Here is a 25,668-nt window from a genome sequence, read left to right as displayed (position 1 = left end):
AAATCGGAATCGATTTAAGGATTCCTCGCCTGGCAGTAACCCACGCCTGATGGATTCGATCTGTGCCGGATCAATGGTAAGCTTGCCACCGAAGCCCCGCGCGAAAGACGGCCCGAGACCGCCACATAAGCTCGCCGCGCGCAGTCAGCAGCCGTCGTTTTCTTGACGCGCAGGGCGAAGGTGTGCTCCACCTCGGCTTCGACGCTCCAGAATGCGACGAAGCTGACAAGACCGGCGCGAAGGGTTGACGGAAATCATGACGAAGATCGATCTCAATTCTGATCTGGGGGAGGGATTTGGACCCTGGCGCATGGGCGACGACAAGGCGATCCTTGACGTCGTCACCAGTGCGAACATCGCCTGTGGCGGGCACGCAGGAGATCCGGCAACCATGGTGGAGACGCTTACCCTTGCAAGCGAGCGGGGTGTCGTCGCCGGTGCTCATCCGGGCTTTGCAGATCGCGAAGGTTTCGGACGACGCCTCATCCCCTTGAGCATCCGGGAAGTGGAGCAGCTTGTGGCGACGCAGATAGGGGCGCTGATGGGAGCTGCGGCTCTGGCAGGCGCCCGAGTCCGTTACATCAAGGCGCACGGGGCACTCGCCAATTGGGCGGCCGACGAACGGCCGGTCGCCGACGCCATCATCCGCGCAACCCGAGCGATTTCGCCGGAACTTGCTATACTGGCGATCTCCGGGACAGAGCTTGAGCATGCGGCCCGCGATGCAGGAATGACCGTGTTCAGCGAGATTTTTGCCGACCGCGGCTACCTCTCCACCGGTCGGCTCGTCCCGCGCAACTTGCCGGGAGCGATGATCCATGATCCCGCGGAGGCAGCTTCGAGATTGATCGAGTACCTGTCCAGCGGCCTCATGCCGACGGTCGACGGCGTTCCGATCACTCTCGATGCGCACTCGATCTGCGTTCACGGGGACAGCCCAGGAGCGCTCGCCATGGCCGTCCACGTGCGCAGGGAATTGCAAAAGGCTGGCATCGAGGTGGCACCATTCCTCCAACCGACAAAGGAAAACAGGTGATGGCAAAAGGCTATCTTATTGCCGAGGTTACCGTCACCGATCCGGACGCCTATGGGACCTGCACGCAGGCAGCGGATGCGGATTTCATTCTGATCGAAGGCGCCGGCTGATTTGTCACAGGAGCCGTCCGCATCCCCCTCCAGCGTTCCGAACTATCGTCCTGTGGGCGGCCACGCGGTGCTCGTCGAATTCGGCGCGACCATCGATAAGCGGATCCACGATCAGGTCGTCAAGCTGGATGCCGCCTTGAAGGCGGCACCCTTTGAAGGATTCGTCGAAGCCGTTCCGGCCTATGCCAGCATTCTCGTATGCTTCGATCCGCTCGTGGCCGATCACCGGACGACGGAAGCGGCCATTGCCGAGCTTCTGCCGGCTGAGGTTCCAGAGACGATCGGAGCGATGCGCGAAATCGAAGTCTGCTACGATCCTGATCTTGCGCCCGATCTTGCCGCCGTCGCCGAGGCGAGCGGATTATCGCTGGAAGACGTCATATCCGCCCATCTCTCTGGCGACTACAGCGTCTTCATGTACGGCTTCGCTCCAGGATACGCCTACCTCGCAGGCGTGCCCAAAGCCATTCAGCAGCCGAGGAAGCCTGCGCCTATTCGCGGCATCGCCGCCGGAAGCGTGCTGATCGCCGGTCCGCAATGCCTGGTGAGCACGCTCACCATGCCGACCGGCTGGTGGATCATCGGCCGCTCTCCGACGAAGATTCTCGACGCCGCTTCCGACGACCGTCCGTTCCTTTTCGACGTCGGCGACGCGGTGCGTTTCCGCCGCATATCGAGGGCCGAATTCGACGCGAGGTGCCCCGCATGAGCGAAGCTGTCCTTGCAATCAACTTCGCGGGTCCTCACGTCGCTGTCCAGGACGAAGGACGTCACGGATTGATGCGCTATGGCGTCCCGGCCTCCGGTCCGATGGACAGGACCTCGTTTGCCGCCGCCAACGCCGCCGTCGGCAATCCTGCCGGTCAGCCGGCAATCGAAGTCTCCATGGGCGGCCTGGTTCTCGACTGCCTGTCGGGGGAGGTTACATTCGCCGTCGCCGGAGGAGGCTTCATCGTCGAGCATGCCGGCGACAAGCGCGGCGCATGGATGGTCGCCACCTTGAGGGCAGGGGAGCGGCTGGCGATCCGTCCGGGATACTGGGGAAGCTGGACGTATCTGGCCTTCGCCGGTCATATCGAGGCGAAGACCTGGCTGGGCAGCATGTCGACGCACAGCCTGTCCGGGCTCGGCGGCGGGCGCCTTGCAGCCGGACAGACGCTCACTATAGCCGATCCGGACGTGCGGGATGATCGACATGGTCCGATCACATGTCCGGTCATCGCAAGACCGCGATCCGAGCTGCATGTGGTGGTCGGTCCGCAGGATCGGTTCTTCTCGAAAGAAACCTTGTCGAATTTCCTTTCGTCGCCTTTCCGCCTGAGCGACGCCTATGACCGCATGGGCGTACGCCTCCAAGGTCCGTCGCTTGCGCCAAGTGCGGCGCTGGACATGCCATCGGAAGCGATCGTGCGGGGCTCGGTACAGGTCGCCGGAGACGGTGTTCCCACCGTTCTGCTGGCCGACCACCAGACGACCGGAGGATATCCCAAGATCGCCACGGTGGTGGATTGCGATCTGGACGCCTTCGTTCAGCTGCGCCCACGCGACCATGTCGGTTTCCTGGCCGTGACGCCGCAGCAGGCGATCGAGCACATTCGGCTTCGGGCTTCGACTATGTCCCGTTACCTCGCGGCAATCCACGACGGACCATAGGACGACCGAACATAGGCCTGTCGATCTGACGGGCAGGGCGGCGATAGACACTTGGAGCTGCCGGTGTCCGGTCTTATTATTTCACCATCGCAGCCGCCTTCTGGTTTCTCGGGCCAATCCCCTTCGCTGTTGCCACCATCCTCAGCGTCGGCGTGTTGATCTGGCGTCAATCTTGGTCGGATGCTGCAAAAGGGATCATGGCCATACGGAAGCTGCTTGATTAGAGACCGGTTCGTCGATTGACGTTGGTCGTGCAACGCTTCACAAAGTCCGAAGTTTCGACCAACCCGGCAAAAGCGACGATACCGTCGCGGGGACCACGGCCACATGCGCATCATCGACGACCGTCATCCCCTCCGCAGAGTGTGCGCGTTTCTGACGCTGGTACTTTCAACGCTTCTGCTCGCGAGCGCAAACCCCGCCTCGGCGGCTGAGCCGACCAATTCCTCGGCGCCAATCCGGGTTATTATCGAATTGCCGAATGATGATTCCGGACGAGCGCTGGTCAATCGGATCGTTCCGGGCAATCAGGAACCGGCGCAGTCGGTAGCAGTCTCGCAAGAGGCGGCACCGACGTCGATTGCAACATCGTTACAGGATTTGCGCCAGAGGTTGATCACACTCGTCGATGCCGTTCCGACCCTTCCCGGGCAGATACAGTCGGCGATCCGGGTCTTCCAAACGGATGATCGTATCGAACCTGTCGGCCTGATCTTGGCGGTCATACTCTTCGTCGCGGGCGGGTTCGTAGCCCAGCGCCTTGCCTGGTGGTCAGGGCGAGGGCTGCTCCATTTTGTGCTGAACGCACCCGCCGGCACCGTTCGGCAGCGGATCAAGCTCCACGCCGCCCGGCTTTCAATGGGTCTTCTCGCCTTGGTCGGTTACCTGATCGGAAGCCTCGGCGCGTTTATCCTCTTTCCATGGCCTGCCGTATTTCGCGATATCGCACTGATTCTGCTATCAGCCGCGCTCATGGTGCGCCTTGGCGTGCTTGTGGGCCGCATTGTCATCGCGCCAGGCGCCCGCCTGCCGCATATGCGGCTTCTGACGCTTGTCACCTCGCTTGCCTGGTTCTGGTACTATTGGCTCCTCGGAATCGTCGCAGTGCTGGCGGCTGGCTGGGCCACCATTGAAGTGATCGGGACGATCGGGGCTTCACCGATCTTGGCCGATCTCTTTACCGCAGCTTGGCTTGGTGTCGTTTCAATCGCTTTGATGGTTATGATCTGGCTGCGGCACTTTCGTTCTGACGGGCCGCCCGTCAGCCGGCTGGTCTGTGTCGGCTTCAGCGCGAGCATCCTGCTATCGTGGCTGTTATGGGTATCCGGGCTCCGCGGGGCATTCTGGACAGTGGTCGTCGTCACGCTTCTGCCGCTCACCGTTTCGGTGGCTCATGATATCATTCGTCGCATCATACAATCCGGCGACGAGCAGGCGGTGGAAGATCCGGCCATCGTCGGATGGTCTGCTGTCATCATGCAAACGCTGCGGAACGGCCTCATTGTGGTCGCCGCGCTGCTCATTGCCCGGGCGTGGAATGTCAATCTCAGTGATCTCGCCGCAGCCGAAACGGTGACCACGCGTTTGATCCGAGCCGGAATCCGCATTGTTATCGTGCTGCTGGTGACCGACGTTATCTGGAAGCTCGCAAGCACGCTGATCGACAGCCAGATGGCGGTGGCGTCGCGAAGCGAGCAGGGGGGACATCAGGACGGACCCGACGCGCGCCGGCGTCAGCGGTTGAATACCCTCCTTCCCATTCTTCGCAATGTGCTGTTCCTGGCGATCGGCGCTGTCGGCTTCCTGATGATCCTGGATGCAATTGGCATCCAGATCGGACCACTGCTGGCGGGCGCTGGCGTCGTCGGTATAGCCGTCGGCTTCGGTGCGCAGACACTCGTCAAGGACATCATCTCCGGCGTCTTTTATCTGTTCGACGATGCCTTCCGCATCGGCGAATACATCCAGGCGGCGAAATATAAAGGCACGGTCGAAGGTTTCTCGCTGCGATCGATCCGCTTGCGCCATCACCGCGGTCCGGTCACCATCGTTCCCTTCGGCGAACTCGGAGCGGTGCAAAACCTCAGCCGTGACTGGGTCATCGACATCATCACGCTCACCCTGAATTATGACAGCGACCTTGAGGAGGTCCGCAAGACCATCAAACGCATCGGCGTTGAGCTTCTGGAGGATGCCGAACTCGGCCCCAACATCATCGAGCCCTTGAAAATGCAGGGAATCGAGCAGATGGTGGATTATGGTGTGCAGATACGGCTGAAGTTCATGACGAAACCCGGCGAACAGTTCGGCGTTCGCCGAAAGGCGCTCGCCATGCTCAAGAAGACATTCGCAGAAAAAGGCATCCAGTTTGCAACGCCGACCGTCCATGTTTCCGGCGGTCCCGCCGATGCAGTGGCAACCGCTGCCGCCTCGGAGCTGCAAAGACCATCGAAAGCCATCCCGACACTTGAGGAGTAGCAACGGCGAGCTTTCCGTCGAATCCCGTCAATGCTCAACAGTCTGACCCGGACGTTGTCGCCAAGTGGGCGTCGTCCGAGACACGGGTTGCGAAAGAGTCCGTTGGCTGAAATCAGCTGTTCTATGAGGGCACGTCCGCAGGTGAACTCGTCGATGTGCTGGATTGTCCAGACGCAAATTAGAGCAGGCCGATTTCAAAAGAGTGGGTCCATAAGATGGATGACGAAGGTATGACATTGTAATCATAAGAATGGTTCCATAATCTATCTTATGCGATATATGCATGTAGCCGCAAAGTTGAAGTGTCCTGTTTCTGCAAAGTTGGAATGTCACTCTCCCCTTGTTTGATGACGGTGGAGATTGCGGATGGGACTGATTGCGATGAGCGAGCGCGACCTGCAACGGATCGAGATTCTATCGAAGGTCATCGCCGGCCGGATGACGATGGTGTCGGCGGCACATGTGCTTGATCTGAGTACGCGCCAGGTGCGTCGTCTGCTGGAGCGGATCAACACGGGTGGTGCGGCGTCGATCCGGCACAAGGCGATCGGTCGACCGTCGAACAACCGGATCAGCGACGGTGTTCGGAATTACGCCGTGACGCTGGTTGGCGAACGCTATGCAGACTTCGGACCAACCTTGGCGGCCGAGAAGCTTGCCGAGCGCGATGGGTTGCGGGTGTCGCGCGAGACGTTGCGCAGCTGGATGGTGGATGCGGGCCTGTGGCTCTCGCGCAAGCAGCGGCGGACGTTTCATCAGCCGCGCTTGCGGCGTGAAGCCTATGGCGAGCTGATACAGATCGACGGGTCCGAACATCGCTGGTTTGAGGACCGCGGTGATCCATGCTCGCTGCTGGTGTTCGTCGATGATGCGACGGGCAAGCTGATGCAGTTGCGGTTCGTGCGCTCGGAAAGCGCCTTCAGCTATTTCGAGGCGCTGGCGCTTTACCTGCGCGATCACGGCGCGCCTGTGGCCTTCTACTCGGACAAGCATTCTGTGTTCCGGGTGGCGAAGAAAGACGCCAAGGGTGGCCAGGGCATGACCCAGTTCGGCCGTGCGCTCTCAGAGCTAAACATCGAGATTCTTTGTGCAAATTCCAGTCAGGCCAAGGGCCGCGTCGAGCGGATGAACCGGACGCTGCAGGATCGGCTGGTCAAGGAATTGCGGCTGGCCGATATCTGCGACATGGAGGCAGGCAATGCGTACCTGCCTGACTTCATAGAGCATTACAATGCGCGGTTTGCGCTCGCCCCTGCCCGATCCGGTGACCTGCACCGGCCGATGAATCTCGCCCCAGATCGGTTGAAGGAGATCCTGTGCAAGCGCGAGCAGCGCTATGTCGGGGCGCAGCTGACGTTTTCGTTTGAACGCAAGCGGATCATGCTCGAGGAGAACGAGGTGACGCGTGGATTGGCTGGCCGCTATGTCGAGACCTATGCCTATGCGGACGGCCGGCTCGATGTGCGGTGGAAGGGATACTCCCTGCCCTACAAGGTGTTCGACAAGGACCAGCGGGTGACGCATGCGGCGATCATCGAGAACAAGCGACTCGGAGACGTGCTGGCCTATATCAAGGAGCGCCAGGAGCGGCAGTCGCAGCCTGATGTAAAGACCAACAGCGAGAAGAACGGCTATGTGCGACGTGCTCGCGGTCCGGGACGGCGGAAGGATTTCATGAACGATCCCGCCGTCATTGCCCGACGGCGACAAGCGCTCTCTGACCTCGATGCGGCGGAATGACTGGCTGCTCCAATTGTCAAAGCTAAAGCCGAAGGGGAGCATCTCACCCGCCCCCGCCCTTCCCTTGCAACCCGGTCCAGCCGGTCCGGTCGGGGGCTTGCCTCAGCGCAAGTGGACATGCCGAGTGTCGCATTTCTAAATAGCTGAAGACGCGTCCGAAGTGACACTTCTACTTTGCACACAAACGGACATTCCAACCCTGCCGCCACAATGCAAACGGACATTCCAACCCTGCCGCCACAAGTATGTAAGACTTGTAGCGGCTATTTAGTAATGCGGCAGTTGGGCCAGTTAGAGATGCGACAGTCTCGCCTCTTCTCGACGCTCTGGTCAATGCCAACGTCGGGAGCAAGGATGACGACCTTCAGCCTGGTCGAGACCATGAGCGGTCGGAGTCGTCATGTCCTTTATGATCACCATGTCGCAGAAAGAACTGCATCGCCTCGAAGTCATCCAAGCGAGGAGTTTCGCAATGCGGCGCTGGATCTCATCCGCGAACGCTATCTGGATTTCGGTCCGGCGCTGGCGCGCGAGAAGCTGATCGAGCCGCATTAGATCTCGGTCGCCAAGGAGACGCTGCGGCAATGGATGACCGAGGCCGGCATCTGAGTCTCGCGACGCGAGCGCAAGAAGCGGGTTTTCCAGCCACTCGGCCGGCGCGATGCCGCGATCCGCCAAACCCGATAGGTCACCGCTCAGATCGAAGAACTGCTGAGCGACCAGATGAACGACGTCGCCTTCTCGTTGAATCTTTCCGTTGATCGCGATCATCGACGAGCCGAGCACAGCGCAGCGTCTCTTTTCCAAAAGCGATGGCCAGACGACGACATTCGCCGGGCCGGTTTCGTCCTCGATCGTCAGGAACATGACGCCCTTGGCGGAGCCGGGCTTCTGGCGGACAAGGACGAGGCCGGCCGTCATGAGCCAGCGGCCGTCGCGGGCGTTCATCGCTTCCTGGCAGGTGACGATGTTCCGTTTCTGCTTTTGCCGTCTGCTTTACGCATCTCTTTCCGACCCCACAATCTGCCGAATTTTGCGTTTAAGAGAACCATGTTCTTTTCCAATCACGGTTCGCCTCGTTAAATATCCGGAAACCTCATCAACTAACAAAGCAAATGAAACATAAAATAATATAACAACAGGCGAAAATACAAGAATGACACACAAATTCGCAAGCACTGGCCCAATTGCGAACTCAGAGGTCAAAGTTGTCGCCACAATTACAAGAGGAATCCACGCAAATAAGGAAATTAAAAGCCCGGATAGAATGGCATAAAATCCATATTTCTTCTCATTTATCATAAGGATTTTTATCAAGCTAAGTAGATATCTTCGCATTTTTTGTCCGTTATCGCTCATAAAAAAAGGCCTTTTCCTTTGCGGCCGATCACGGATTCATGTCCGTGAAAGCGGCAGTGCCCCTCACCCGCTCGATCTGATCTTGCAAATCGGATTATTTCAACGGGGCAAGGTCACGACACGCATGGCCGCCATCCACTGACCTAGTCCTGATTGGCAACCGCTGGCAAACTGCCTTCCTTCGAAAGACGGGATTCGGTCTGTCGGGCGGCGAAGACGAGGCGGCGCTTTGCGCGGATCGCGTGCCATTGTTGGTCGATCAGGACGCCGATGAGGATCACGCCACCCATGACAGCGAAATTCAGCGACGAGGGTATACCAAGGAGATTCACGAGATTCTGCAACTCCTGGAGCAGGACCGTTCCCAGCACGACGCCGACGATCGATCCCTCGCCGCCGCGGAGCGAAAAGCCGCCGAGCACGGCAGCGGCAATCGCGTAGAGTTCGTAGAACTGGCCATGGCTCGCCGGCGAGATCGAGCGCGTGTACATGGCGAAATAAATTGCCGATAGCGCCGTCAGCAGCCCGCAGATGACATAGGCCGACATCACCATGCGGCCGGTACGGATACCGGAATAGCGGGCCGCCTCCTCGTTCTTCCCGATCGCGTAAAGATAACGCCCGAAGACAGAGCGATGCAGCATGACCCACATGACCACGGCAATGATGACGAGTGCGGTGAAGGTGTTGGGAACGCCGTAAAACCGTCCCGCGGTCAGGAATTCGAGGTCAGGGAAATTTTGGCCGAAAGCAAAGCCCGCCGTTCCGTCGGCCGTATAGAAGCGCGCTGCCCCACGATAGATCAGGAGGCCGCAGAGGGTGACGACGAAGGGTTGCAGGTTGAGCCGGGTGATCAGCCAGCCGTGGACGGCACCGATGACGGCGCCGAGCGCGAGAATGAGCGGCAGCGCCAGCATCCATGACATATCCTGGACCGCGATGAAATCGACGAACAGCACGCCGAGAAGTGCGACGAGCGAACCCACGGAAAGCTCGATACCGCCGGTGATGATGACAAAGGCTTGGCCGATCGACAGGATGCCGAACAGGCCGATCAGGTTGGCAGTGTTGGCCAGGTTGATCGGCAGCAGGAAACGCGGGTTGATGATGGCGACGACGATGCCGACGACGACGATCAAAAGCAGCAGTCCTAGATCTTTTTTGATCATTCGAAATCCATCCCCGATACTTATTTCTATTGGCCGCAGCCGCTATTTTACCCTTTTGCCGACGGCAAGCAAAAGGACGCTTTCCTGGCTGATTTCGTCCTCTTCCAAAATGCCGGCGATCTGGCCCTCGTGCATGACGGCGATGCGGTCGGAAACGCCGATCACCTCTTCCATGTCGCTGGAGATCATCAGGACTGCGACGCCGGCATCGGCAAGCGCTCGCATCAGGCCGTAGATCTCATTCTTCGCGCCGATATCGATGCCGCGTGTCGGCTCGTCGAAGATCATCACCTTCGGGCTCATCGACAACCATTTGGCAAGCACCACCTTCTGCTGGTTGCCGCCGGACAGAGTGCCGGTTCGCGACGAAACGGAAGGCGCCTTGATACCGAGGCGAACGCGTTGTTTTTCGGCCGCCGCCCTCTCCCGCTCGGCAGAAAGCATGAAGCGGCTGGAGAGCTTGGGGAGATCGGCAAGGGTTATGTTCTGGGCGATCGGGAAATCAAGAAGAATGCCGTTGCGCTTGCGATCCTCCGGTACCAGGAAAATGCCACGAGCAACGGCGTCCCGGGCAGACCTGATCGCAATTTGCCGCCCGTCCTGCAGAATGGCTCCGCCGTAGCTACGGTCAATGCCGAAGAGTACCCTTGCAAGCTCGGTGCGGCCCGACCCCACGAGCCCTGCAAGTCCCATGATTTCTCCATACCGGATTTCCAGATCAACGGGACGGCCGGGATAGGCCTCGGTGCGCACGCCGCTAGCCTTCAGCGCAACCGAGCCGGGCGAGCGCTGCGGTTTTGCGGTCCGGGCCGCAAGCACCCGGCCGATCATCAGCTTGACCATCTGGTCGTGACCGATGTCTTTCTTGGCAAGCGTGCCCACAAGCGTGCCGTCGCGCAGGACTACGACCCGGTCTGCGACGCGCTCAACCTCGTGGAGGCGATGCGAAATGAAAACCACACTGATGCCATCGGCTTTCAGTGATTTGATAATGCTCAGGAGACGCTCGGTTTCGGCCAGCGGCAGGCTGGACGTGGGTTCATCGAAGATGACGAGCCTGGCGTTGATGGACAGCGCCTTGGCGATTTCCACCATCTGCTGCTCGGCAAGGGAAAGCGATGCCACGGGTGTGTCGGCGGAAAAATGAGCCCCTACCCGCTTCAAGAGCGGCTTCACCATGTCTCGCAGCCGATTGCGATCGACGAGCTTGAAAGGTCCGGCCTTCAGCGGCTCGCGGCCCAGGAAGATATTGGCAGCAACGTCGAGATTCTCAAAGAGATTGAGTTCTTGGTGAACGAAGGCGATGCCGGATGCGATGCTCGATTCCACAGTGAGGAAACGAAGCTCTGCTCCGTCGAGCAGAATCGCGCCTCGGTCGGGTGCTATCACGCCGCCGAGAATCTTCATCAACGTCGATTTTCCAGCTCCGTTCTCGCCGACGAGGCCGATGACCTCGCCCGGTATGATGTCGATCGACAGGCCCTCAAGCGCAACGACGCCCGGATAGGTCTTGCCAACGCCGGAAAGCGAGAGGAACGGCGTTGCAAGCGCGTCCGGTGATGGGAAGTCGGAGCTGTGGTTCATCGCCTGTCCATAGCTGCTAATGCTGTCGGCATGGGACGTCCCTCGCGGCAGCGGCGAGTGCCGCCGCCGCGACGGAGAGTTATTTTCCAGCCATGGCCTTCAGGCTGGCGGCATATTTGTCAACGTCATCCTTGCCGATGATTACCGTCGGTATGATGATCAAGCCGTTGCTAGGAACGCCTGACTTGTCGCCCTTGAGGTAGGCCGCCATCAGCTTCATGCCCTGATAGGCCCATTCGAACGGCTGTTGCACGACGGTCGCTGCGACCGTGCCTTCCTTGACGCCGCCGAGCGTGATCGGATCGTCATCAAAGCCGACGACGGTGATCTGGCCAAGTTTGCCGGCGTCGCGCAACGCCTCATAGATGCGCGGCGTATTGTAGGAGTAGAAACCGACCATGCAGGTGACGTCGGGGCTGGCCACCAGCGCGTCCTCGACGTTCTTCTTTGCGCGGGTCTGGTCGATATCGTCGCCGCGTACATCTGTCAGCTCGATCTTCGTGCCCTTCAGGCCGTCCTTCATGCCCTGGATGCGTTCCTTGGCATTGTCGGCGCCGAGCAGGCCAACGAAGCCGATGCATTTGCCGCCGTCCGGCATCGCTTTCTTGGCGATTTCGGCGGCCTGCATGCCGGCGTCGATATTCGATGAGCCGATATAGGCGACGCGGTTGGTCTGCGGCGCGTCGCTATCTGTGGTGAAGAGAGCAGTCTGCGATCCGATCTTGTTCAAGCCGTCCGTCTGGGTCTTGGGATCGACTGCGGAAACCATGATCCCCTTGACGCCGGCACTGACCAAGTCTTCCATAAGCCGTTGCTGAACGGCGACAGATGCCTGCTCAGGGTACTTCAGCTCCATCTGGTAGTCGGGCATCTCGCCCTGCGCCTTCTTCACGCCCGCCTCTGCGGCTTTCCAGAAGTCGGATGCACCGTTGACGACAAATGCGAGTGTCGGCTTGTCGGCAGCATGCGATACGGCAATCGGCGCCGCGCTCAGCATCAACCCGGCGAAAAACAAGGCTGCATTGCGTTTCAGCTGTTTCATAATACACCTCCCGAGGGGCCGCAGTTGCACGGGCCCGTTTCCGATTTACGGCCGGCCGGATGCGCGCCCCCTCCCAGGGCCGTCGCAAAGCGACGAGTGGCATAGGTTCCGATCGCTCCCTGACGGTATACAAGAAATTTAATTAGTAAATAGTATTATCAATGCAGATCAAAACATTTCATCGGGCAATGGCTGGGATGGTAATTTTGTACTGGCATTGCCAACAATCGATAGTGTTGCAACAATTCATGCAATTGCCAGCGCTTTCAGATAGATGCTAATATTAATTAGCAAAAACGACGATCAACAACCCTGAACGGTTATCCCAAGCAGAGACAGTTTCCACGAATGCAAAAACCCAAGACCGAAAATAGGCCTGTGCGCGTGACGATGATGGACATCGCCGCGGCGGCTGGCTGCTCGCAGGCGGCCGTCTCCTTCGTCCTCAACGACACGCCCGGCACCCGCATCTCACAGCAGACGCGTGATCGCGTATTGGAGGCGGCGCGCGCGCTCGGCTATATGGAGAAGACCTATACGACGAAGGCCTCTTATTCGGGACTGGACAACGTCATCGGATTCGCCGTGGATCAACTCGCCACCAGCCCGGAAGCGATCGTTGCGATCGAAGGCGCGCGGCAAGCCTCCTGGAACGCCGGCAATGTCCTTCTGGTAACCCAAACGCTCAGTGACCCCGTCATGGAGCCGAAGGCAATCGAGGCGTTGACGAACGGAGGCATATCGGCGCTCATATATATGACAATCTATACCCGTCAGGTGGAGCTTCCTTCCTATGTCCGCAAGCTTAATATCCCGACGGTCCTGCTGAACTGTTATACGGCGGACCATGCCTTTCCCGCCGTGGTGCCGAGCGAGATCGCGGGGGGGCAGAGCTCCACCCGCCATCTGATCATGCACGGACACCATCGTATCGCGACGATCACCGGCGAAATCTGGATGCAGGCGGCGCAGGACCGGCTGACGGGATATCGCCGCGCGCTGGCGACCGCCGATATACCTTTCGATCCGGAATTGGTCATTGAAGGCGACTGGTCGGCCGGTGCCGGCTATGCCTCCACGATGAAACTGCTTGCTCTGAAAGAGCCGCCCACCGCGATCTTCTGCCAGAACGACCGCACTGCCATCGGGTGTTACGAAGCGCTCAAGGATGCAGGGCTTCGCATTCCCCAGGACATGTCGGTGGTGGGTTATGACGACGAAGAAATTGCACGACATCTCGTACCCCCTCTGACGACCTCGGTCCTTCCACATCTTGCCATGGGGCAATGGGCGATCGAACATCTCAACCCGGAAAGTGCGCCCGGCAAGCGCTATCCCATTGCGAAGCTCGAATGCTCGCTCGTTAAGCGTAATTCCGTCGCCGCACCGCGGGCCGAGGCGCGGCAGATCCTCGATGGCGCATATACGTCGCCATAGCGTTCGCGCCGGGCCACTCATCCGCTGAGTGGAGCCCAACTCGCTCGGAACCCCTGACCGGCGCACATTGGAGGAAGTGGTCGAAATCACTTCCCGAGCGATAGAACGGGCAGAGCTTGCCCTTTGGTCAAGAGGCTTGCGAACGGATCGCCCTGCCCTTGCGTCGTCACTGACCGAACCACCGATCTCAAATAATCTCAACCACAGATACAATCTACGCAGAGGCGACGTTGACGACGTGTGGATTTGGAGCTAGCTCTATCGCCCATGAAAATCGCAATGGTTCTCGTAGTGGTGATATCGCGCATGGGCAGGACGGTCTGATCGTCCGGCAATAGCCACCCATGCGCCGAAAACAGGTCCCTGACGGGGCCTTTTTTTATGCCCCGTCGCACCTATCACCTCACTCACGACGGAACCCAGATATGCCCGGCGAGACAGCCAACTCTTCCCTCAACAGCCCCTCTGATCGTCGCATGAACGGCGGCGAGATCGTTCTGCAGGCACTGCGCGACAACGGTGTCGAACACATTTTCGGTTATCCCGGCGCAGCGGTGCTGCCGATCTATGACGAAATCTTCCAACAGGAGGACATCAAACATTTCCTGGTACGCCATGAACAAGGCGCCGGACACGCGGCCGAAGGCTATGCCCGCTCGACCGGTAGAGTTGGCGTCATGCTGGTGACATCGGGACCGGGCGTTACAAATGCGGTTACCGCACTGCAGAATGCCCTTATGGACTCCGTTCCCCTCGTCTGCCTCGCCGGCCAGGTACCGACAAGTCTGATCGGCACGGATGCTTTTCAGGAATGCGACACCGTCGGCATCACCCGCCCCTGCACAAAGCACAATTTCCTGGTCAAACACGTCGACGATCTCGCCAAAACGATCCATCTGGCTTTCCGGATCGCGGCGGCCGGTCGGCCCGGCCCTGTTCTCGTCGACATGCCGAAGGACGTGCTGTTTGCCAGCGGAACCTACGTCGCACCTGACAAGGTAGCTCCGCTGCCGAGCTATCAGCCGGCAATGCATGGCGATCAGAACGCGATCCGGGCAGCTGTCGCATTGATGGCTGAAGCCCGACGCCCCATCATCTATACCGGCGGCGGCATCATCAACGCCGGACCGGAGGCGTCCAGATTGTTGCGTGAGTTCGTCAACCTCACCGGCTTTCCGGTAACGTCCACCATCATGGGGCTTGGGGCCTATCCGGCTACCGGGCCGAACTGGCTACGGGTCGCCGGACAGGACGGATCGCACGAAGCGAATATGGCAATTGGCGATTGCGATCTGATGGTCGCCATCGGCGCGCGGTTTGACGATCTTGCGATCTCGCGTGCCCAGGAGTTTTCACCTCGCTCGAAGAAAATCCAGATCGATATCGATGCCTCGTCGATCAACAAACGCGTTCTCGTTGACATCGGCATTCAGGGCGACGCCGCGCATGTGCTGGCGGATATGATCCATGCTTGGCGGTTGCTCTCCACTATGCCCGACCAGAAGCGGTTGCGGGCGTGGTGGTTGCAGATCGATCATTGGCGAACCCACCATTCGTTTCCCTACAAGCGGCTGGACCATGCAATCATGCCGCAACATGCCCTGGAGCGCCTGCATGCACTGACAAAGCCGCACGACCCAATCATCGCCACGGAGATCGGTCAGCAGATGTGGGTGGCGCAGTTCTTCGGTTTCGACAAACCCAATCGCTGGATTACCTCGGGGGGATTGGGGACGATGGGCTTCGGCCTTCCTGCCGCGCTGGGCGCGCAGCTCGCACATCCCGGGCGCCTTGTCATCGACATTGCCGGCGACGCGTCGGTGCAAACGACGATGAAAGAGCTGTCGACGGCCATACAGCATCAAGCGCCGATCAAGATTTTCGTCTTGAGCGATGAGCATCCGGGCATGGCGCAAGAATGGGATCCCATGCCGGATGGCAACAGTCGAGCGCGCTCTTATTCGGCCTCACTGCCCGATTTCACCAAGCTCGCGGAAGCCTATGGCGCCGTCGGCCTTCGTTGCGAGAGCCCGAGCGAACTCGACGCCAGGATCGAGGTGATGATCGACGCGGACCGGCCGGTGCTCCTTCACTGCCGGGTCGCGAGGTTCGTCGGCACCCGCCCGCAGTGATGGTAGCAGCTCCCATCCGTTGAATGTGCTTGATCAGGCCCCTCTGGGGGCCTGAGGATTTGACGGTACACAGGCGGCGCCTGGTCCGTCTCCTTAGAACGGGCGGTTCTGGCATGGCTGAGCGATACCACAGGCATGTCGCCCACGAGTGAAAGCGCGCAGGTGAGCGGGGATTCGGTCTGCTAATTAACCGTCTCGGTTACAAGCTTCGCATTGAAATAAGCTTCCATCGCTTCGCTGCCGCCTTCCGACCCGTAGCCAGAATCTTTTATGCCGCCGAAGGGTAGCTCTGGCAGCGCCAGCCCATGATGATTGATCGACAGCATGCCACTTTCGATGTCACGGGCAAGGTCGGCGCTCGTCTTCGCAGATGTCGTGTAGGCATATGCCGCCAGCCCGTATGGCAGGCGGTTGGCTTCCGCAATGGCAGAACCGTAATCCGAAAATGCACTGACGATCGCCATCGGACCGAAGGGTTCTTCGTTCAGCACGCGCGCATCTTGTGGAACATCGGTCAGAATTGTCGGCTGAAAGAAGTTGCCGAGATTGCCGATTCTTTTGCCGCCGGTTGCGATCTTTGCGCCACGCATCACCGCGTCGGCCGTCAGCGACTCCATGGCTTCGACCCTTCGCGGATTGGCAAGCGGCCCCATGGTTACGCCGTCGCGCAATCCATCGCCGACATCGATTGCCTCGGCCGCTCTCACGAAGCCATCGAGGAACTTTTCGAAGACGCGTTCCTGGATGAGGAACCGCGTCGGAGCCACGCAGACCTGGCCGGCATTTCGAAACTTCGCACCAGCCAACAGTCTGACCGCAAGATCGATATCGGCATCTTCGAAAACGAGAGCTGGCGCATGGCCGCCGAGTTCCATCGTCACCCGCTTCATGTGGGCGCCGGCCAGTGAGGCCAGCTGCTTTCCAACGACAGTCGATCCGGTGAAGGAGATTTTGCGGATAACAGGGTGGGGGATGAGGTGATTTGAAATATCGGCTGGAACTCCGAAAACGAGATTGAGCACTCCCGCCGGCAGGCCTGCGTCAGCAAAGGCGCGAACAAGCTCGGCGCAGCTTGCCGGCGTCTCCTCCGGCCCCTTCAAAATAATCGAACAACCGGCGGCAAGGGCCGCCGAAACTTTCCGTACGGCTTGATTCAACGGGAAATTCCAGGGACTGAAGGCGGCCACCGGACCGACAGGCTCCTTGATAACCATTTGCCTGATGTTGGTCGCCCTGGGTGGAACCAAACGGCCGTAGGCACGGCGAGCCTCCTCGGCAAACCAATCGATGGTGTCGGCAGCCCCCGCCGTTTCCGCTTTGGATTCGGCCAGCGGCTTGCCCTGCTCCAACGTCATTATTCTCGAGATCGCCGCGGAACGGTCGCGCAAGATCTTGGCGGCTTGGCGCATAAGCTTTGACCGGTCGAACGCACTTACGCGCCGCCATTGTTCAAAGCCGGCGGCAGCGGCTGCAAGCGCTTCATCGAGATCACTCTTGCTGGCATTCGAAACGCTACCGATGACCTCGCCCGAAGTAGGATTGACGATGGAGAGACGGGCGTTCGAGCCGTCCCTCCAAAGGCCATTGATGTAAAGTTGGGTATCCGGATATCCCGACACATCGCTCTCCATTGCCGTCAGTAGCCGAGTGCGCAACCATCTTTTCGATGATCAGAAGCGCCCAACAGCGTGTGGTGTTGATCGTCAATCCAGATCGCCTGGGCACCGCCAATCGCCCAGTTCGGAGCGACAACCTTGAAGCCGCGTGCTTCGAGATCATCGCCGATCGAGGTGCGAAGACGTGCTTCGGCTTCGATCGTCGCCGTGCCGGGAAGCGGAAAGAGCCGAGGTAAATCGATTGCGCTCTGAATGTCCAAATTGAAGTCGAACAGCTTGGAGAGGAGGTGGGCGTGGCCCATCGCCTGATAGTGTCCCCCCATGACGCCGAACGACAAAACAGTTTTGCCATGGCGTGTCACCAGCCCTGGGATGATCGTGTGCATGGGCCTCTTGCGCGGCCCTATCGCGTTCGGATGGCCCGGCTTCATAGCGAAGCTTTGCCCCCGATTGTGGAACAGGACGCCGGAGTTTGGCGCCATCAAGCCGCTTCCGTAGGGATGGAAGACCGAGTTGATGAAGCTCGCAACATTTCGGTCCTTGTCGACAACCGAAATATAAACCGTGTCCGAATGCTCGACGCCGTCGAGAACCGCCGTGGCGTTGGCGGCTGTGGTCTTATCGATCTTGGCGGCAAGACTGTCGGCGAGTTCGTCGGACAACAGGAAGTCGACCGGAACATCTGATACTGCCGCGTCGGCGACCCATCGATCACGGGCGGCGTAAGCCAGCCGAGTGGCTTCGATTTCGACGTGCAGATTGTCGACGCCCAGCGGATCGCCTTTGCGTTCGAAACGCTCCAAGATCTTCAGGATCATCAGAGCAATGATCCCCTGCCCGTTTGGCGGGCATTCATGCACCGTCCATCCTCGATATGTCGCGCTGGCGGGCTTCACATATTCGCCGGCGGCAGATGCAAAATCTGCAAGCGTATGGAGACCGCTAAGCGAATTCAGCCGTGTCACCATGTCGTCCGCCACGGGACCGCGATAAAAGGCGTCACGTCCGGAAACCGCGATCGCTTCCAGTGTCTGTGCCAGTTCCGGCTGACGTTGAACCGATCCGACAGGAGGGGCCTGATCGTCGATCAAGAAAATACGGCGTGTCGAAGGATCACGCAGCAACAAATCACGTTGGTTCGAGATATCGGCGGCAACGCGTGGCGTGATCCCATAGCCGTCGCGCGCCAGCGCTATTGCGGGAGCAAGGATTTCAGTCAGCGACATCCTTCCATGATCGGCAACGAGACGCGTCCATGCGTCCACCGCGCCGGGAACGGTCACCGCATGCGGCGACGATCGCTCGATCGAAGTGATGCCGTTTTCCCTGAACCAATCAAAATGCGCCGCCGCCGGCGTGCGTCCCGAGCCATTATACGCAACGACATCGTCATTTCCGTTTGATGTCAGCAGCGCAAAGCAATCGCCGCCTATGCCGGTGGATCCAGCCTCGACCACGCATTGTACGGCACAGGCACTCACCGCAGCATCGATCGCCCTGCCGCCAGCTTTGAGGATCTCGATCGCGGTCAAAGTCGCCATGGGGTGCGATGTTGCTGCCATCCCGTTGCGGCCGACAGCTATCGATCTTCCCGGCATTTCGAAGTTTCGCATATCGTCGGTTCTTTCGCTCAGTAGAGGCCGGTCGCCCTGGCCCAGGTGTAGGTGTCGTCCAATGCCCGGGTGGAGCGGTCGAACAATTCATTGATCTGTGCTTCGGTGATGATAAGCGGCGGGCAAAGCGAGTAGTTGTCGCCAAGAGCGCGCGTGATGACGCCATGGACCTGGGCCTGCTTGCCGGCGTGAATGGCAATGCCGTCCGCTGGCTTGAACTGCTCTTTGGTTTCCTTGTTGCGAACCAGTTCGAGTGTGCCGATGAGGCCACGACCGCGGGCGTTGCCCACAAGCGGATGGTCGCCAAGTTCGTTCAACCGTCGCTGGAACACCGTCGCGACGTCCCTGACATGGCCGACAATGTTGCGCTCCTCATAAATTTTCAGGGTTTCCAAAGCGACGGCGGTCGCAACAGGATGGCCGCTATAGGTGAAACCATGAGCGAATGTTCCGATTTTCTCGCTTTCGGCAACGACCGCGGAATGGACTTTTTCGTTGATCATCAGGGCGGATATCGGTTGATAGGCCGCCGAAAGCTGCTTTGCCATGACGATCATATCCGGCTGAAGCCCGAAGCTTTCGGAGCCGAACATCGTGCCGAGCCTGCCGAAGCCGCAGATGACTTCATCGGCGATCAGCAGCACGTCGTATTTCTTGAGGATTGCCTGGATCTTCTCGTAATAGGTCGGCGGCGGAACGATGCAGCCTCCGGATGCCATCAATGGCTCAGCGAAAAACGCACCGATGGTTTCCGGTCCCTCGGCGAGGATCATCTGTTCAAGCGAATCGGCACAGCGCGTCGCAAATTCTTCCTCAGTTTCGCCCGGGCGGCCGTAGCGATAAAATTCGGGGCAATCCGTATGCAGCACCCGATCAATAGGCAGATCGAAATCGCGGTGGTTGTTCGGAAGCCCCGTCAGGCTCGCCGAAGCGATGGTCACGCCGTGGTAGGCCCGCATCCGCGATATGATTTTCTTCTTTTCCGGCTTGCCGATGGCATTGTGATAATACCAGACAAGCTTCATGGCCGTGTCGTTGGCCTCGGAACCCGAATTGGCAAAGAACACTTTCGACATCGGGACCGGCGAAAGCTGAATGAGCCGGTCGGCAAGCTCGATCGCGGTCTCATGCGTCTTGCCGCCGAAGCTGTGATAGAAGGGCAATTCCTTCATCTGGCGGGTTGCTGCGTCTACCAGCCGTTGTTCGCTGAAACCCAGCGAGGCACAAAACAGCCCGCCAAGACCCTCGATGTATTTATTGCCGTCGCTGTCGATGATGTAGATCCCCTCACCCCTGGCGATGACCAGCGGGCCGTCCTTCAAATGCTGCGAGGCGTTGGTATAGGGATGAAGAACGAACGCGGCGTCGCGGGATTCAAGGGAGTTGAGAAGGATGGTCACAGAGGTTCTCCAAATAATAACTTTGTTTCGATTGCGGCGCTTGGCAAAGCTCCGTCAGTCAGCCGGTGCGACCTCTCGGTGCAACGGCTGCCGATTGCTGCTGGAATAGGAGCCTTATCGCTTAATCAATCAAGAGTTGTTTTTATCCACTTTTCTGCGAGCTTGTTGATCGTGCCGTCGGCTTCGGCCGCGTCGATCGCCGCATCGAACATCGACTTCAAGACCGTATCGTCCTTGCGAAGGCCCGCCGCGATGCCTTGTCCGAAGACCCCGCCTTTGAAGGTCGGACCCGCGATCTTGTAGTCTTTGAAGTCGTCCTTGCCGAGCGTTGCAGTCAATGAGGTTTTCTGGGCAACGACGGCATCGATCCGACCGGCCTGGAGGTCCAGATCATGCTGTTCGACGGTCTTGTATTCCCTGGGATCGACGACGCCCTTGAAATAGGTATCGAGAAACGCAGTGTTGGCCGTCGAAACCTGGGCGCCGACGGCCTTGCCCTTCAGGGCGTCTCGAAGCGGCTGCAATTCCTGCTCGACCTTCGCCTTGTCGCCAGCGAGGTCCACCGTCGTGCCGGTTCCCGGCAGATCTGCGAGAGGACCGGTTTTTTCGACCATGAAAGCGGCCGCTGTCGGGGCATAGGGCTTGCTGAACGAGATGACGGCAAGGCGCTTTTCGGTAACGATCATCGAAGCCATGATGGCGTCGAACTTCTTCGCAGTGAGCGACGGAATCAGTCCATCCCAGTCCTGGGCGACGATGGTGCATTTGACCTTCATGCGAGCGCAAAGGTCGTTGGCAAGATCGATCTCGAACCCTGCAAGCTTGCCGTCAGGACCGGTAAAATTCCAAGGTTCGTATGCGCCCTCGGTCGCAATGGTGATCTCGGTTGGTTTTGTCTCAGCGGCAGCAGCGCCGACAGAGACGACGCCGAGCAGAGCGGACGTCAACAAGAGTTTCGATATTTGCATTTTGCATTCCCCTTTTTTTGGACCCTGCCCTTTTCCCAAGGCAAGGCTGTTGCAGACTCCGCGACATCCAGCCCGTTTGCTAGGATGCGCGAACCTTGATTGCCTCGGCCGTCAGGCAGAGGAGTTCGAATAAGACCTGAGCGGCAATTTGCGCCGTGTTCGACGTTGGGTCGTATTGCGGAGCGATCTCGACGACGTCGCCGCCGACGATGTTCAAACCGGCAAGACCGCGCAGAATTCCGAGTGCCTGGGCAGACGTCAGCCCACCGACCTCAGGCGTCCCCGTGCCAGGCGCAAATGCCGGATCAAGAGAATCGACGTCGAAGCTGATGTAGGTTGGGCCTGATCCGGCGATTTCTCTCGCTTTGGCGATGACGGCCTTTATGCCGAGGTCGCCAACGTCTTCCGCATGGATGACGGTCATGCCGGACGCGTAGGAAAATTCCCACAGATACTCGGAATTCCCTCGAATTCCGATCTGGATCGTCCGCCTGGGATCAAGCACACCGTCCAGAACCGCTTGGCGGAACGGTCCGCCATGATGGAATTTGCACCCCTCGAATGAACCACCCGTGTCGCAATGTGCATCGATGTGGATCATCCCGACGGGCTGATGCTCGCCAAGCGCCTTGAGAATTGGAAGGCTGATCGAATGGTCACCGCCGACTGCCAGCGGCACAACGCCGGCTTCTATCAACCTGCGGACAAATCGTTCGATATCTTCATGGGATGCAGCAAGATCAAAGCGGCTTTTGAACGGAACATCGCCCACGTCGGCAATGCGTGCATGGGCAGTCGGGACGGCTCGCAAGACATGATCGTAGGGACCGACCCGATCGACATTGCGGACGGCCCTCGGCCCGAATCGCGCGCCTGATCGGTTCGTCACCCCGAGATCCATCGGAATTCCGAAAAGCGCTATGTCTATATCCGTAAAATTGGGTGATGCGTCGGGACGATACGGTGCCTTCAGCAATGTCGGAACACCGCAATAGGGCGCCTCACGACTGTCTCCCTCACCGAAGACCAGCTCGGCAACCGTTCGAAACACCGGATCGAATACTTCGCCGCCCGAAGCGTTCGAAAAACGCTTGCGCAAATCGTCCAGGCTGAGAATCTCCGGCATCTGGCCTCCATGTGTTCTGAAGCAATCCAAGCCGCACTCAAAAAGCGAATGAGGAGCCATTGCATGTTGTCGGCAACATTGTATACATAATCGTATTCTTCTTGATCAAGCAAGAGGGAAAAAGTTATGGTGACGCTCGCCGGGCGCGGTGAATGAACCAGAGATGGAAGGGGAATCGATTGGTAGCGACCAAGACGGAACAGCGAGGGTCATTGCGTGAGAGCACATACGCCCAATTGAAGGACCTGATCCTCAGCGGCCAACTTCGCCCCTCGGAGCGCCTTTCGGAAGTTGCGCTTGCCAAGCGCTTCGGCGTCAGCCGCACGCCGTTGCGTGAAGCGCTGATGAAGCTTGAAGAGGAAGGGCTTATCGTTGGGCAGCGCAATTTTGGCTACACTGTGACCGATCTCGACGTCACCAAATTCTGCAATCTGCTGGTTGTTCGCGAAGCGCTCGATGTTTGCGCGGCACAACTCGCCTGCGAGATCGCGACCGAGGAAGACCTCGATCGGCTTCGCGGCGTCATCGCCCAGATGGTGGAACTCAAGGAAACGACCAACGAGACGCCGTCGGACGCGGCGCGGAATCTCGACCTTGGACTGCACATCCATCGCGTCATCGTTGAATCGACCCGAAACGAGGCCCTCGTGAGGGCGACGGATCAAATTTACCAGCAGCTTCGCCTGGCACTATGGCTCGAAGTCCTTTGGGTTGATCTGGAGCACACGGATCTCGACGAGCACCGGGCAATCGCCGATGCCATCTGTGCACGCGACCGGGAAGCGGCCGCCGGTGCAGCGCGGGCGCATGTTCAAAGCTCGCTCAAAAACATGTCGAAGCTCCAGCGCATTTGGGCGCATCGCCGGGCAGCCGACTGACGCAAACCTGATCTTTCACCAAGAGGTCACGCATGGCACCTATCGACAGTTACCTGACACTCGTTGGCTTCGGACCGACGGGTTGGGGTTGGTTACTTCTGACCGCGGCCGCCATGACAATCGGTGTATCCGTCTGCGGTTTTCTGGCTGGAACGGTGATCGGCTCGATTGTCACCTTCATGCAGTTGTCCCGCCACATGGCCGTCCGGTGGCTTGCGGATTGTTACACGACGGTCCTGCGCGGCGTGCCGGACCTTCTCGTCATCTATCTCTTCTATTTTGGCGGCAGCGCGTTCCTTGGATCCGTGGGTGGCTTGTTCGGCTATCAAGAGTTCATTGGAATGCCGGCCTTCTTGACGGGAACGCTGGCGCTCGGCGTGGTTTCGGCAGCCTATCAGGCCGAAGTATTTCGCGGTGCCTACAGATCGGTGGCACGCGGCGAACTCGAAGCCGCCAGCGCCGTCGGCATGCGGCCATGGCCTAAATTCAGGCGCATCGTCGCGCCGCTCGTCCTGCGTTACGCCATTCCCGGTCTCGGAAACACGTGGCAACTTGTGTTGAAGGAATCGGCATTGATCTCCGTCACGGGGCTCGTTGAACTGCTGCGCCAATCGCAGATCGCCGCCGGATCGACACGCCGCCCGTTCGAGTTCTACCTGTCGGCGGTCGTTCTCTATCTCATCGTCACCTGGTTCTCCTCGATTGTATTCAGGCGAATGGAAGCTCGAACGACCCAGGGTGTCAGGAGGGCGTTATGACGAATATCGGTTTCATGTGGGATACGTTTCTCACGCTTCTGAGCGGTGTGCCGCTCACCCTCGAGCTTGCGATCACGTCCATCCTGGCAGGAAGCGCCTTGGCGCTTGCACTCTCGCTGCTGGCCGTGACCGGCGGTGCAATGGGACGGTCCATAGCCGGCGCCTATGTCTTCGTCTTCAGAGGTTCACCTCTCCTCGTCCAAATGTTCCTGATCTATTATGGCCTCGGCCAGTTTCGGCACGGGCTGCAGGACCTCGGGCTCTGGTGGTTTTTTCGCGAGCCCTATTGGTGCGCGGTGCTAGCACTCACTCTCAACACTGCCGCCTACTGCAGCGAAATTTTCCGCGGCGGCCTTCGGGCCGTCTCCAGCCAGGAAATCGAGGCGGCACGCGCTTGCGGCATGTCGGGCGTTCTCCTGTTCAGACGGATCATCCTGCCGATTGCCATCAGACATGCGCTGCCGGCCTACGGCAACGAAATCATCCTGATGCTCAAAGCAACAGCACTTGCGTCTGTCATCACGATCATGGAAGTCACCGGCCTGGCCGGAAAGTTGATCGCCGACAGCTTTCGCGCTTTCGAGATTTTCGTCGTCGCAGGAGCGATCTACCTTGCGATCAATTTCGTCGTTACGCGCATTCTCATGTTGGTCGAATTTTGGCTTTCGCCTCACATGCGCATGCGGCTGCAATCTTAAACGGGAGTATGCATGCCTGGCAGGGGAACAGTTTTGGCTAGCGACAATAGCGACAAAAGCGCTGCCGTTTCGGTTAAGGATCTTCGGAAATGCTTTGGGCCATTGGAGGTCCTGAAGGGAGTCTCGCTGGAAGCACATGAAGGCGATGTGATTTCCATTCTAGGTTCATCGGGCTCCGGTAAATCAACGATGCTCAGATGTCTCAATATGCTCGAAGTCCCCGACAGCGGGGAAATCCGTATCGGCGGGGAGATGTATGCTTTGAAGAAAGCCGGGCGTAGAACCGAGCCGGCTGACCGCCGGCAAGTCGATCGGATGCGCGAGCACGTCGGCATGGTGTTTCAAAGCTTCAACCTCTGGTCGCACATGACGATCCTGGAGAACGTGATCGAAGCGCCGGTGCACGTGCAGAAGCGTAACCGTGCGGAATGCATCGCGGAGGCCGAAGCCCTGCTCGAACGGGTCGGTATTGCCGACAAGCGAAATTTTTATCCCGCGCACTTGTCCGGAGGGCAGCAACAACGGGCTGCGATCGCGCGCGCACTCGCGCAGCGGCCGAAGGTCATGCTGTTTGATGAACCGACCTCTGCGCTCGATCCCGAACTCGTCGGCGAAGTGCTCAAGGTGATGCGTTCCCTCGCTGAGGAAGGCCGGACCATGCTGGTCGTGACGCATGAGATGGCCTTCGCGCGCGATGTATCCAATAAGGTGGTGTTTCTCCACAAGGGTGTCATCGAAGAAACCGGCGCGCCTGCTGAGCTTTTTACGCAGCCGAAGTCTGAACGATTTCGACAGTTTCTTGCGGGAACGAGGTGACGTCGCCTGACGTCCGGAGCGGATCTCGCCGGCAGCGCTTGTTTAGCGCTTGCGG

The 25,668-nt window shown here is 59.1% G+C and carries 21 protein-coding genes and 3 pseudogenes; 14 read left to right on the top strand and 10 right to left on the bottom strand.

Annotated features, from left to right (window positions below):
• The first annotated feature begins 256 nt into the window (after positions 1-256).
• The 8 genes and pseudogenes from N1937_RS10370 to N1937_RS10335 form a co-directional block, all read left to right on the top strand.
• A complete protein-coding gene (locus tag N1937_RS10370) occupies positions 257-1,036 on the top strand; it encodes a LamB/YcsF family protein (protein WP_260058601.1) in 780 nt (259 codons plus the stop codon).
• A complete protein-coding gene (locus N1937_RS10365) occupies positions 1,036-1,146 on the top strand; it encodes a DUF1330 domain-containing protein (protein ID WP_260058599.1) in 111 nt (36 codons plus the stop codon). The genes N1937_RS10370 and N1937_RS10365 overlap by 1 nt, the downstream gene beginning before the upstream one ends.
• Before the next feature lies 1 nt (position 1,147).
• Positions 1,148-1,855, top strand: a complete 708-nt coding sequence (locus N1937_RS10360) for a 5-oxoprolinase subunit B family protein (RefSeq protein WP_260058597.1) — start codon at positions 1,148-1,150, stop codon at positions 1,853-1,855.
• Entirely contained in the window at positions 1,843-2,799 is a 957-nt protein-coding gene (locus N1937_RS10355) for a biotin-dependent carboxyltransferase family protein (RefSeq protein WP_222279488.1), read from the top strand. The genes N1937_RS10360 and N1937_RS10355 overlap by 13 nt, the downstream gene beginning before the upstream one ends.
• Positions 2,800-2,855: 56 nt before the next feature.
• A pseudogene (locus N1937_RS10350) lies at positions 2,856-3,023 on the top strand (DUF599 family protein); the annotation flags it as partial.
• A gap of 103 nt (positions 3,024-3,126) precedes the next feature.
• Positions 3,127-5,277 carry a mechanosensitive ion channel family protein gene (locus N1937_RS10345; protein ID WP_260058595.1) on the top strand — a complete coding sequence of 717 codons (2,151 nt, stop codon included), beginning with the start codon at positions 3,127-3,129 and terminating at the stop codon, positions 5,275-5,277.
• Between the two features lie 366 nt (positions 5,278-5,643).
• Positions 5,644-7,017 carry an ISNCY family transposase gene (locus N1937_RS10340; protein WP_260058593.1) on the top strand — a complete coding sequence of 458 codons (1,374 nt, stop codon included), beginning with the start codon at positions 5,644-5,646 and terminating at the stop codon, positions 7,015-7,017.
• Positions 7,018-7,455: 438 nt separating this feature from the next.
• Positions 7,456-7,623: pseudogene (locus N1937_RS10335) on the top strand (ISNCY family transposase); the annotation flags it as partial.
• A 60-nt stretch (positions 7,624-7,683) separates the two neighbouring features.
• Here the strand turns inward: N1937_RS10335 and N1937_RS10330 are convergent.
• From N1937_RS10330 to N1937_RS10310, 5 genes and pseudogenes are all read right to left on the bottom strand, one after another.
• Positions 7,684-7,995: pseudogene (locus N1937_RS10330) on the bottom strand (OB-fold nucleic acid binding domain-containing protein); the annotation flags it as partial.
• Positions 7,996-8,013: 18 nt separating this feature from the next.
• Complete coding sequence (locus tag N1937_RS10325; protein ID WP_162117033.1) at positions 8,014-8,376, bottom strand: hypothetical protein; 363 nt, start codon at positions 8,374-8,376, stop codon at positions 8,014-8,016.
• Between the two features lie 143 nt (positions 8,377-8,519).
• Positions 8,520-9,545, bottom strand: coding sequence for an ABC transporter permease (locus tag N1937_RS10320; protein WP_162117159.1), 1,026 nt, complete (start codon positions 9,543-9,545; stop codon positions 8,520-8,522).
• 42 nt (positions 9,546-9,587) lie between these two features.
• Positions 9,588-11,129, bottom strand: coding sequence for a sugar ABC transporter ATP-binding protein (locus N1937_RS10315; protein ID WP_162117160.1), 1,542 nt, complete (start codon positions 11,127-11,129; stop codon positions 9,588-9,590).
• A 79-nt stretch (positions 11,130-11,208) separates the two neighbouring features.
• Entirely contained in the window at positions 11,209-12,171 is a 963-nt protein-coding gene (locus N1937_RS10310) for a sugar-binding protein (protein WP_017964330.1), read from the bottom strand.
• A gap of 348 nt (positions 12,172-12,519) precedes the next feature.
• Here N1937_RS10310 and N1937_RS10305 point away from each other — a divergent pair, with 348 nt between their 5' ends.
• Together N1937_RS10305 and ilvB are read left to right on the top strand one after the other, a co-directional pair.
• Positions 12,520-13,608 (top strand): LacI family DNA-binding transcriptional regulator, encoded by a 1,089-nt coding sequence (locus tag N1937_RS10305; protein WP_222291170.1) that lies wholly within the window; start codon positions 12,520-12,522, stop codon positions 13,606-13,608.
• A 425-nt stretch (positions 13,609-14,033) separates the two neighbouring features.
• On the top strand, positions 14,034-15,740 hold the full coding sequence (ilvB, locus tag N1937_RS10300) for a biosynthetic-type acetolactate synthase large subunit (RefSeq protein ID WP_222291167.1): 1,707 nt from the start codon (positions 14,034-14,036) through the stop codon (positions 15,738-15,740).
• Positions 15,741-15,922: 182 nt separating this feature from the next.
• On the opposite strand, the gene N1937_RS10295 is transcribed toward ilvB, so the two are convergent.
• The 5 genes from N1937_RS10295 to speB form a co-directional block, all read right to left on the bottom strand.
• On the bottom strand, positions 15,923-17,359 hold the full coding sequence (locus N1937_RS10295; RefSeq protein WP_222291164.1) for an NAD-dependent succinate-semialdehyde dehydrogenase: 1,437 nt from the start codon (positions 17,357-17,359) through the stop codon (positions 15,923-15,925).
• Between the two features lie 17 nt (positions 17,360-17,376).
• Positions 17,377-18,969: a gamma-glutamyltransferase gene (gene ggt / locus N1937_RS10290; protein WP_222291162.1), complete on the bottom strand. Its 1,593-nt coding sequence runs from the start codon at positions 18,967-18,969 to the stop codon at positions 17,377-17,379.
• A gap of 17 nt (positions 18,970-18,986) precedes the next feature.
• Positions 18,987-20,369, bottom strand: a complete 1,383-nt coding sequence (locus N1937_RS10285; protein ID WP_260058590.1) for an aspartate aminotransferase family protein — start codon at positions 20,367-20,369, stop codon at positions 18,987-18,989.
• Between the two features lie 125 nt (positions 20,370-20,494).
• Positions 20,495-21,337 carry a lysine/arginine/ornithine ABC transporter substrate-binding protein gene (locus N1937_RS10280; protein WP_222279501.1) on the bottom strand — a complete coding sequence of 281 codons (843 nt, stop codon included), beginning with the start codon at positions 21,335-21,337 and terminating at the stop codon, positions 20,495-20,497.
• 79 nt (positions 21,338-21,416) lie between these two features.
• Positions 21,417-22,463: an agmatinase gene (gene speB / locus N1937_RS10275; protein WP_222279502.1), complete on the bottom strand. Its 1,047-nt coding sequence runs from the start codon at positions 22,461-22,463 to the stop codon at positions 21,417-21,419.
• Positions 22,464-22,615: 152 nt separating this feature from the next.
• Between speB and N1937_RS10270 the strand changes: the two genes are divergently transcribed.
• From N1937_RS10270 to N1937_RS10255, 4 genes are read left to right on the top strand one after another with little or no spacing between them, the layout of a single operon-like run.
• The gene (locus N1937_RS10270; protein ID WP_260058588.1) at positions 22,616-23,341 is read left to right on the top strand and encodes a GntR family transcriptional regulator; all 726 of its coding nucleotides are present in this window, start codon (positions 22,616-22,618) and stop codon (positions 23,339-23,341) included.
• Between the two features lie 32 nt (positions 23,342-23,373).
• Positions 23,374-24,099: an ABC transporter permease gene (locus N1937_RS10265; RefSeq protein ID WP_222279504.1), complete on the top strand. Its 726-nt coding sequence runs from the start codon at positions 23,374-23,376 to the stop codon at positions 24,097-24,099.
• Positions 24,096-24,797 carry an ABC transporter permease gene (locus N1937_RS10260; RefSeq protein ID WP_222279506.1) on the top strand — a complete coding sequence of 234 codons (702 nt, stop codon included), beginning with the start codon at positions 24,096-24,098 and terminating at the stop codon, positions 24,795-24,797. The genes N1937_RS10265 and N1937_RS10260 overlap by 4 nt, the downstream gene beginning before the upstream one ends.
• A 12-nt stretch (positions 24,798-24,809) precedes the next feature.
• Positions 24,810-25,613, top strand: a complete 804-nt coding sequence (locus N1937_RS10255) for an ABC transporter ATP-binding protein (protein ID WP_222279508.1) — start codon at positions 24,810-24,812, stop codon at positions 25,611-25,613.
• The last annotated feature ends 55 nt before the right edge of the window (positions 25,614-25,668 follow it).

It is taken from the genome of Rhizobium sp. WSM4643 (assembly GCF_025152745.1).
Lineage (GTDB): Bacteria > Pseudomonadota > Alphaproteobacteria > Rhizobiales > Rhizobiaceae > Rhizobium > Rhizobium leguminosarum_I.
The sequence above is the reverse complement of the archived record's forward strand: the minus strand, read 5'-3'. Positions and strand labels throughout refer to the sequence as shown.

What these genes read in the sequence shown, in the direction of transcription:
- N1937_RS10305 (WP_222291170.1), top strand. Translation starts at nt 12,520, where the DNA reads ATGCAAAAACCCAAGACCGAAAATAGGCCTGTGCGCGTGACGATGATG.
- N1937_RS10315 (WP_162117160.1), bottom strand. Translation starts at nt 11,129, where the DNA reads ATGAACCACAGCTCCGACTTCCCATCACCGGACGCGCTTGCAACGCCG.
- N1937_RS10345 (WP_260058595.1), top strand. Translation starts at nt 3,127, where the DNA reads ATGCGCATCATCGACGACCGTCATCCCCTCCGCAGAGTGTGCGCGTTT.
- ilvB (WP_222291167.1), top strand. Translation starts at nt 14,034, where the DNA reads ATGCCCGGCGAGACAGCCAACTCTTCCCTCAACAGCCCCTCTGATCGT.
- N1937_RS10265 (WP_222279504.1), top strand. Translation starts at nt 23,374, where the DNA reads ATGGCACCTATCGACAGTTACCTGACACTCGTTGGCTTCGGACCGACG.
- N1937_RS10310 (WP_017964330.1), bottom strand. Translation starts at nt 12,171, where the DNA reads ATGAAACAGCTGAAACGCAATGCAGCCTTGTTTTTCGCCGGGTTGATG.
- N1937_RS10365 (WP_260058599.1), top strand. Translation starts at nt 1,036, where the DNA reads ATGGCAAAAGGCTATCTTATTGCCGAGGTTACCGTCACCGATCCGGAC.
- N1937_RS10260 (WP_222279506.1), top strand. Translation starts at nt 24,096, where the DNA reads ATGACGAATATCGGTTTCATGTGGGATACGTTTCTCACGCTTCTGAGC.
- N1937_RS10280 (WP_222279501.1), bottom strand. Translation starts at nt 21,337, where the DNA reads ATGCAAATATCGAAACTCTTGTTGACGTCCGCTCTGCTCGGCGTCGTC.
- ggt (WP_222291162.1), bottom strand. Translation starts at nt 18,969, where the DNA reads ATGCGAAACTTCGAAATGCCGGGAAGATCGATAGCTGTCGGCCGCAAC.
- N1937_RS10255 (WP_222279508.1), top strand. Translation starts at nt 24,810, where the DNA reads ATGCCTGGCAGGGGAACAGTTTTGGCTAGCGACAATAGCGACAAAAGC.
- N1937_RS10320 (WP_162117159.1), bottom strand. Translation starts at nt 9,545, where the DNA reads ATGATCAAAAAAGATCTAGGACTGCTGCTTTTGATCGTCGTCGTCGGC.
- N1937_RS10270 (WP_260058588.1), top strand. Translation starts at nt 22,616, where the DNA reads ATGAACCAGAGATGGAAGGGGAATCGATTGGTAGCGACCAAGACGGAA.
- speB (WP_222279502.1), bottom strand. Translation starts at nt 22,463, where the DNA reads ATGCCGGAGATTCTCAGCCTGGACGATTTGCGCAAGCGTTTTTCGAAC.
- N1937_RS10340 (WP_260058593.1), top strand. Translation starts at nt 5,644, where the DNA reads ATGGGACTGATTGCGATGAGCGAGCGCGACCTGCAACGGATCGAGATT.
- N1937_RS10370 (WP_260058601.1), top strand. Translation starts at nt 257, where the DNA reads ATGACGAAGATCGATCTCAATTCTGATCTGGGGGAGGGATTTGGACCC.
- N1937_RS10325 (WP_162117033.1), bottom strand. Translation starts at nt 8,376, where the DNA reads ATGAGCGATAACGGACAAAAAATGCGAAGATATCTACTTAGCTTGATA.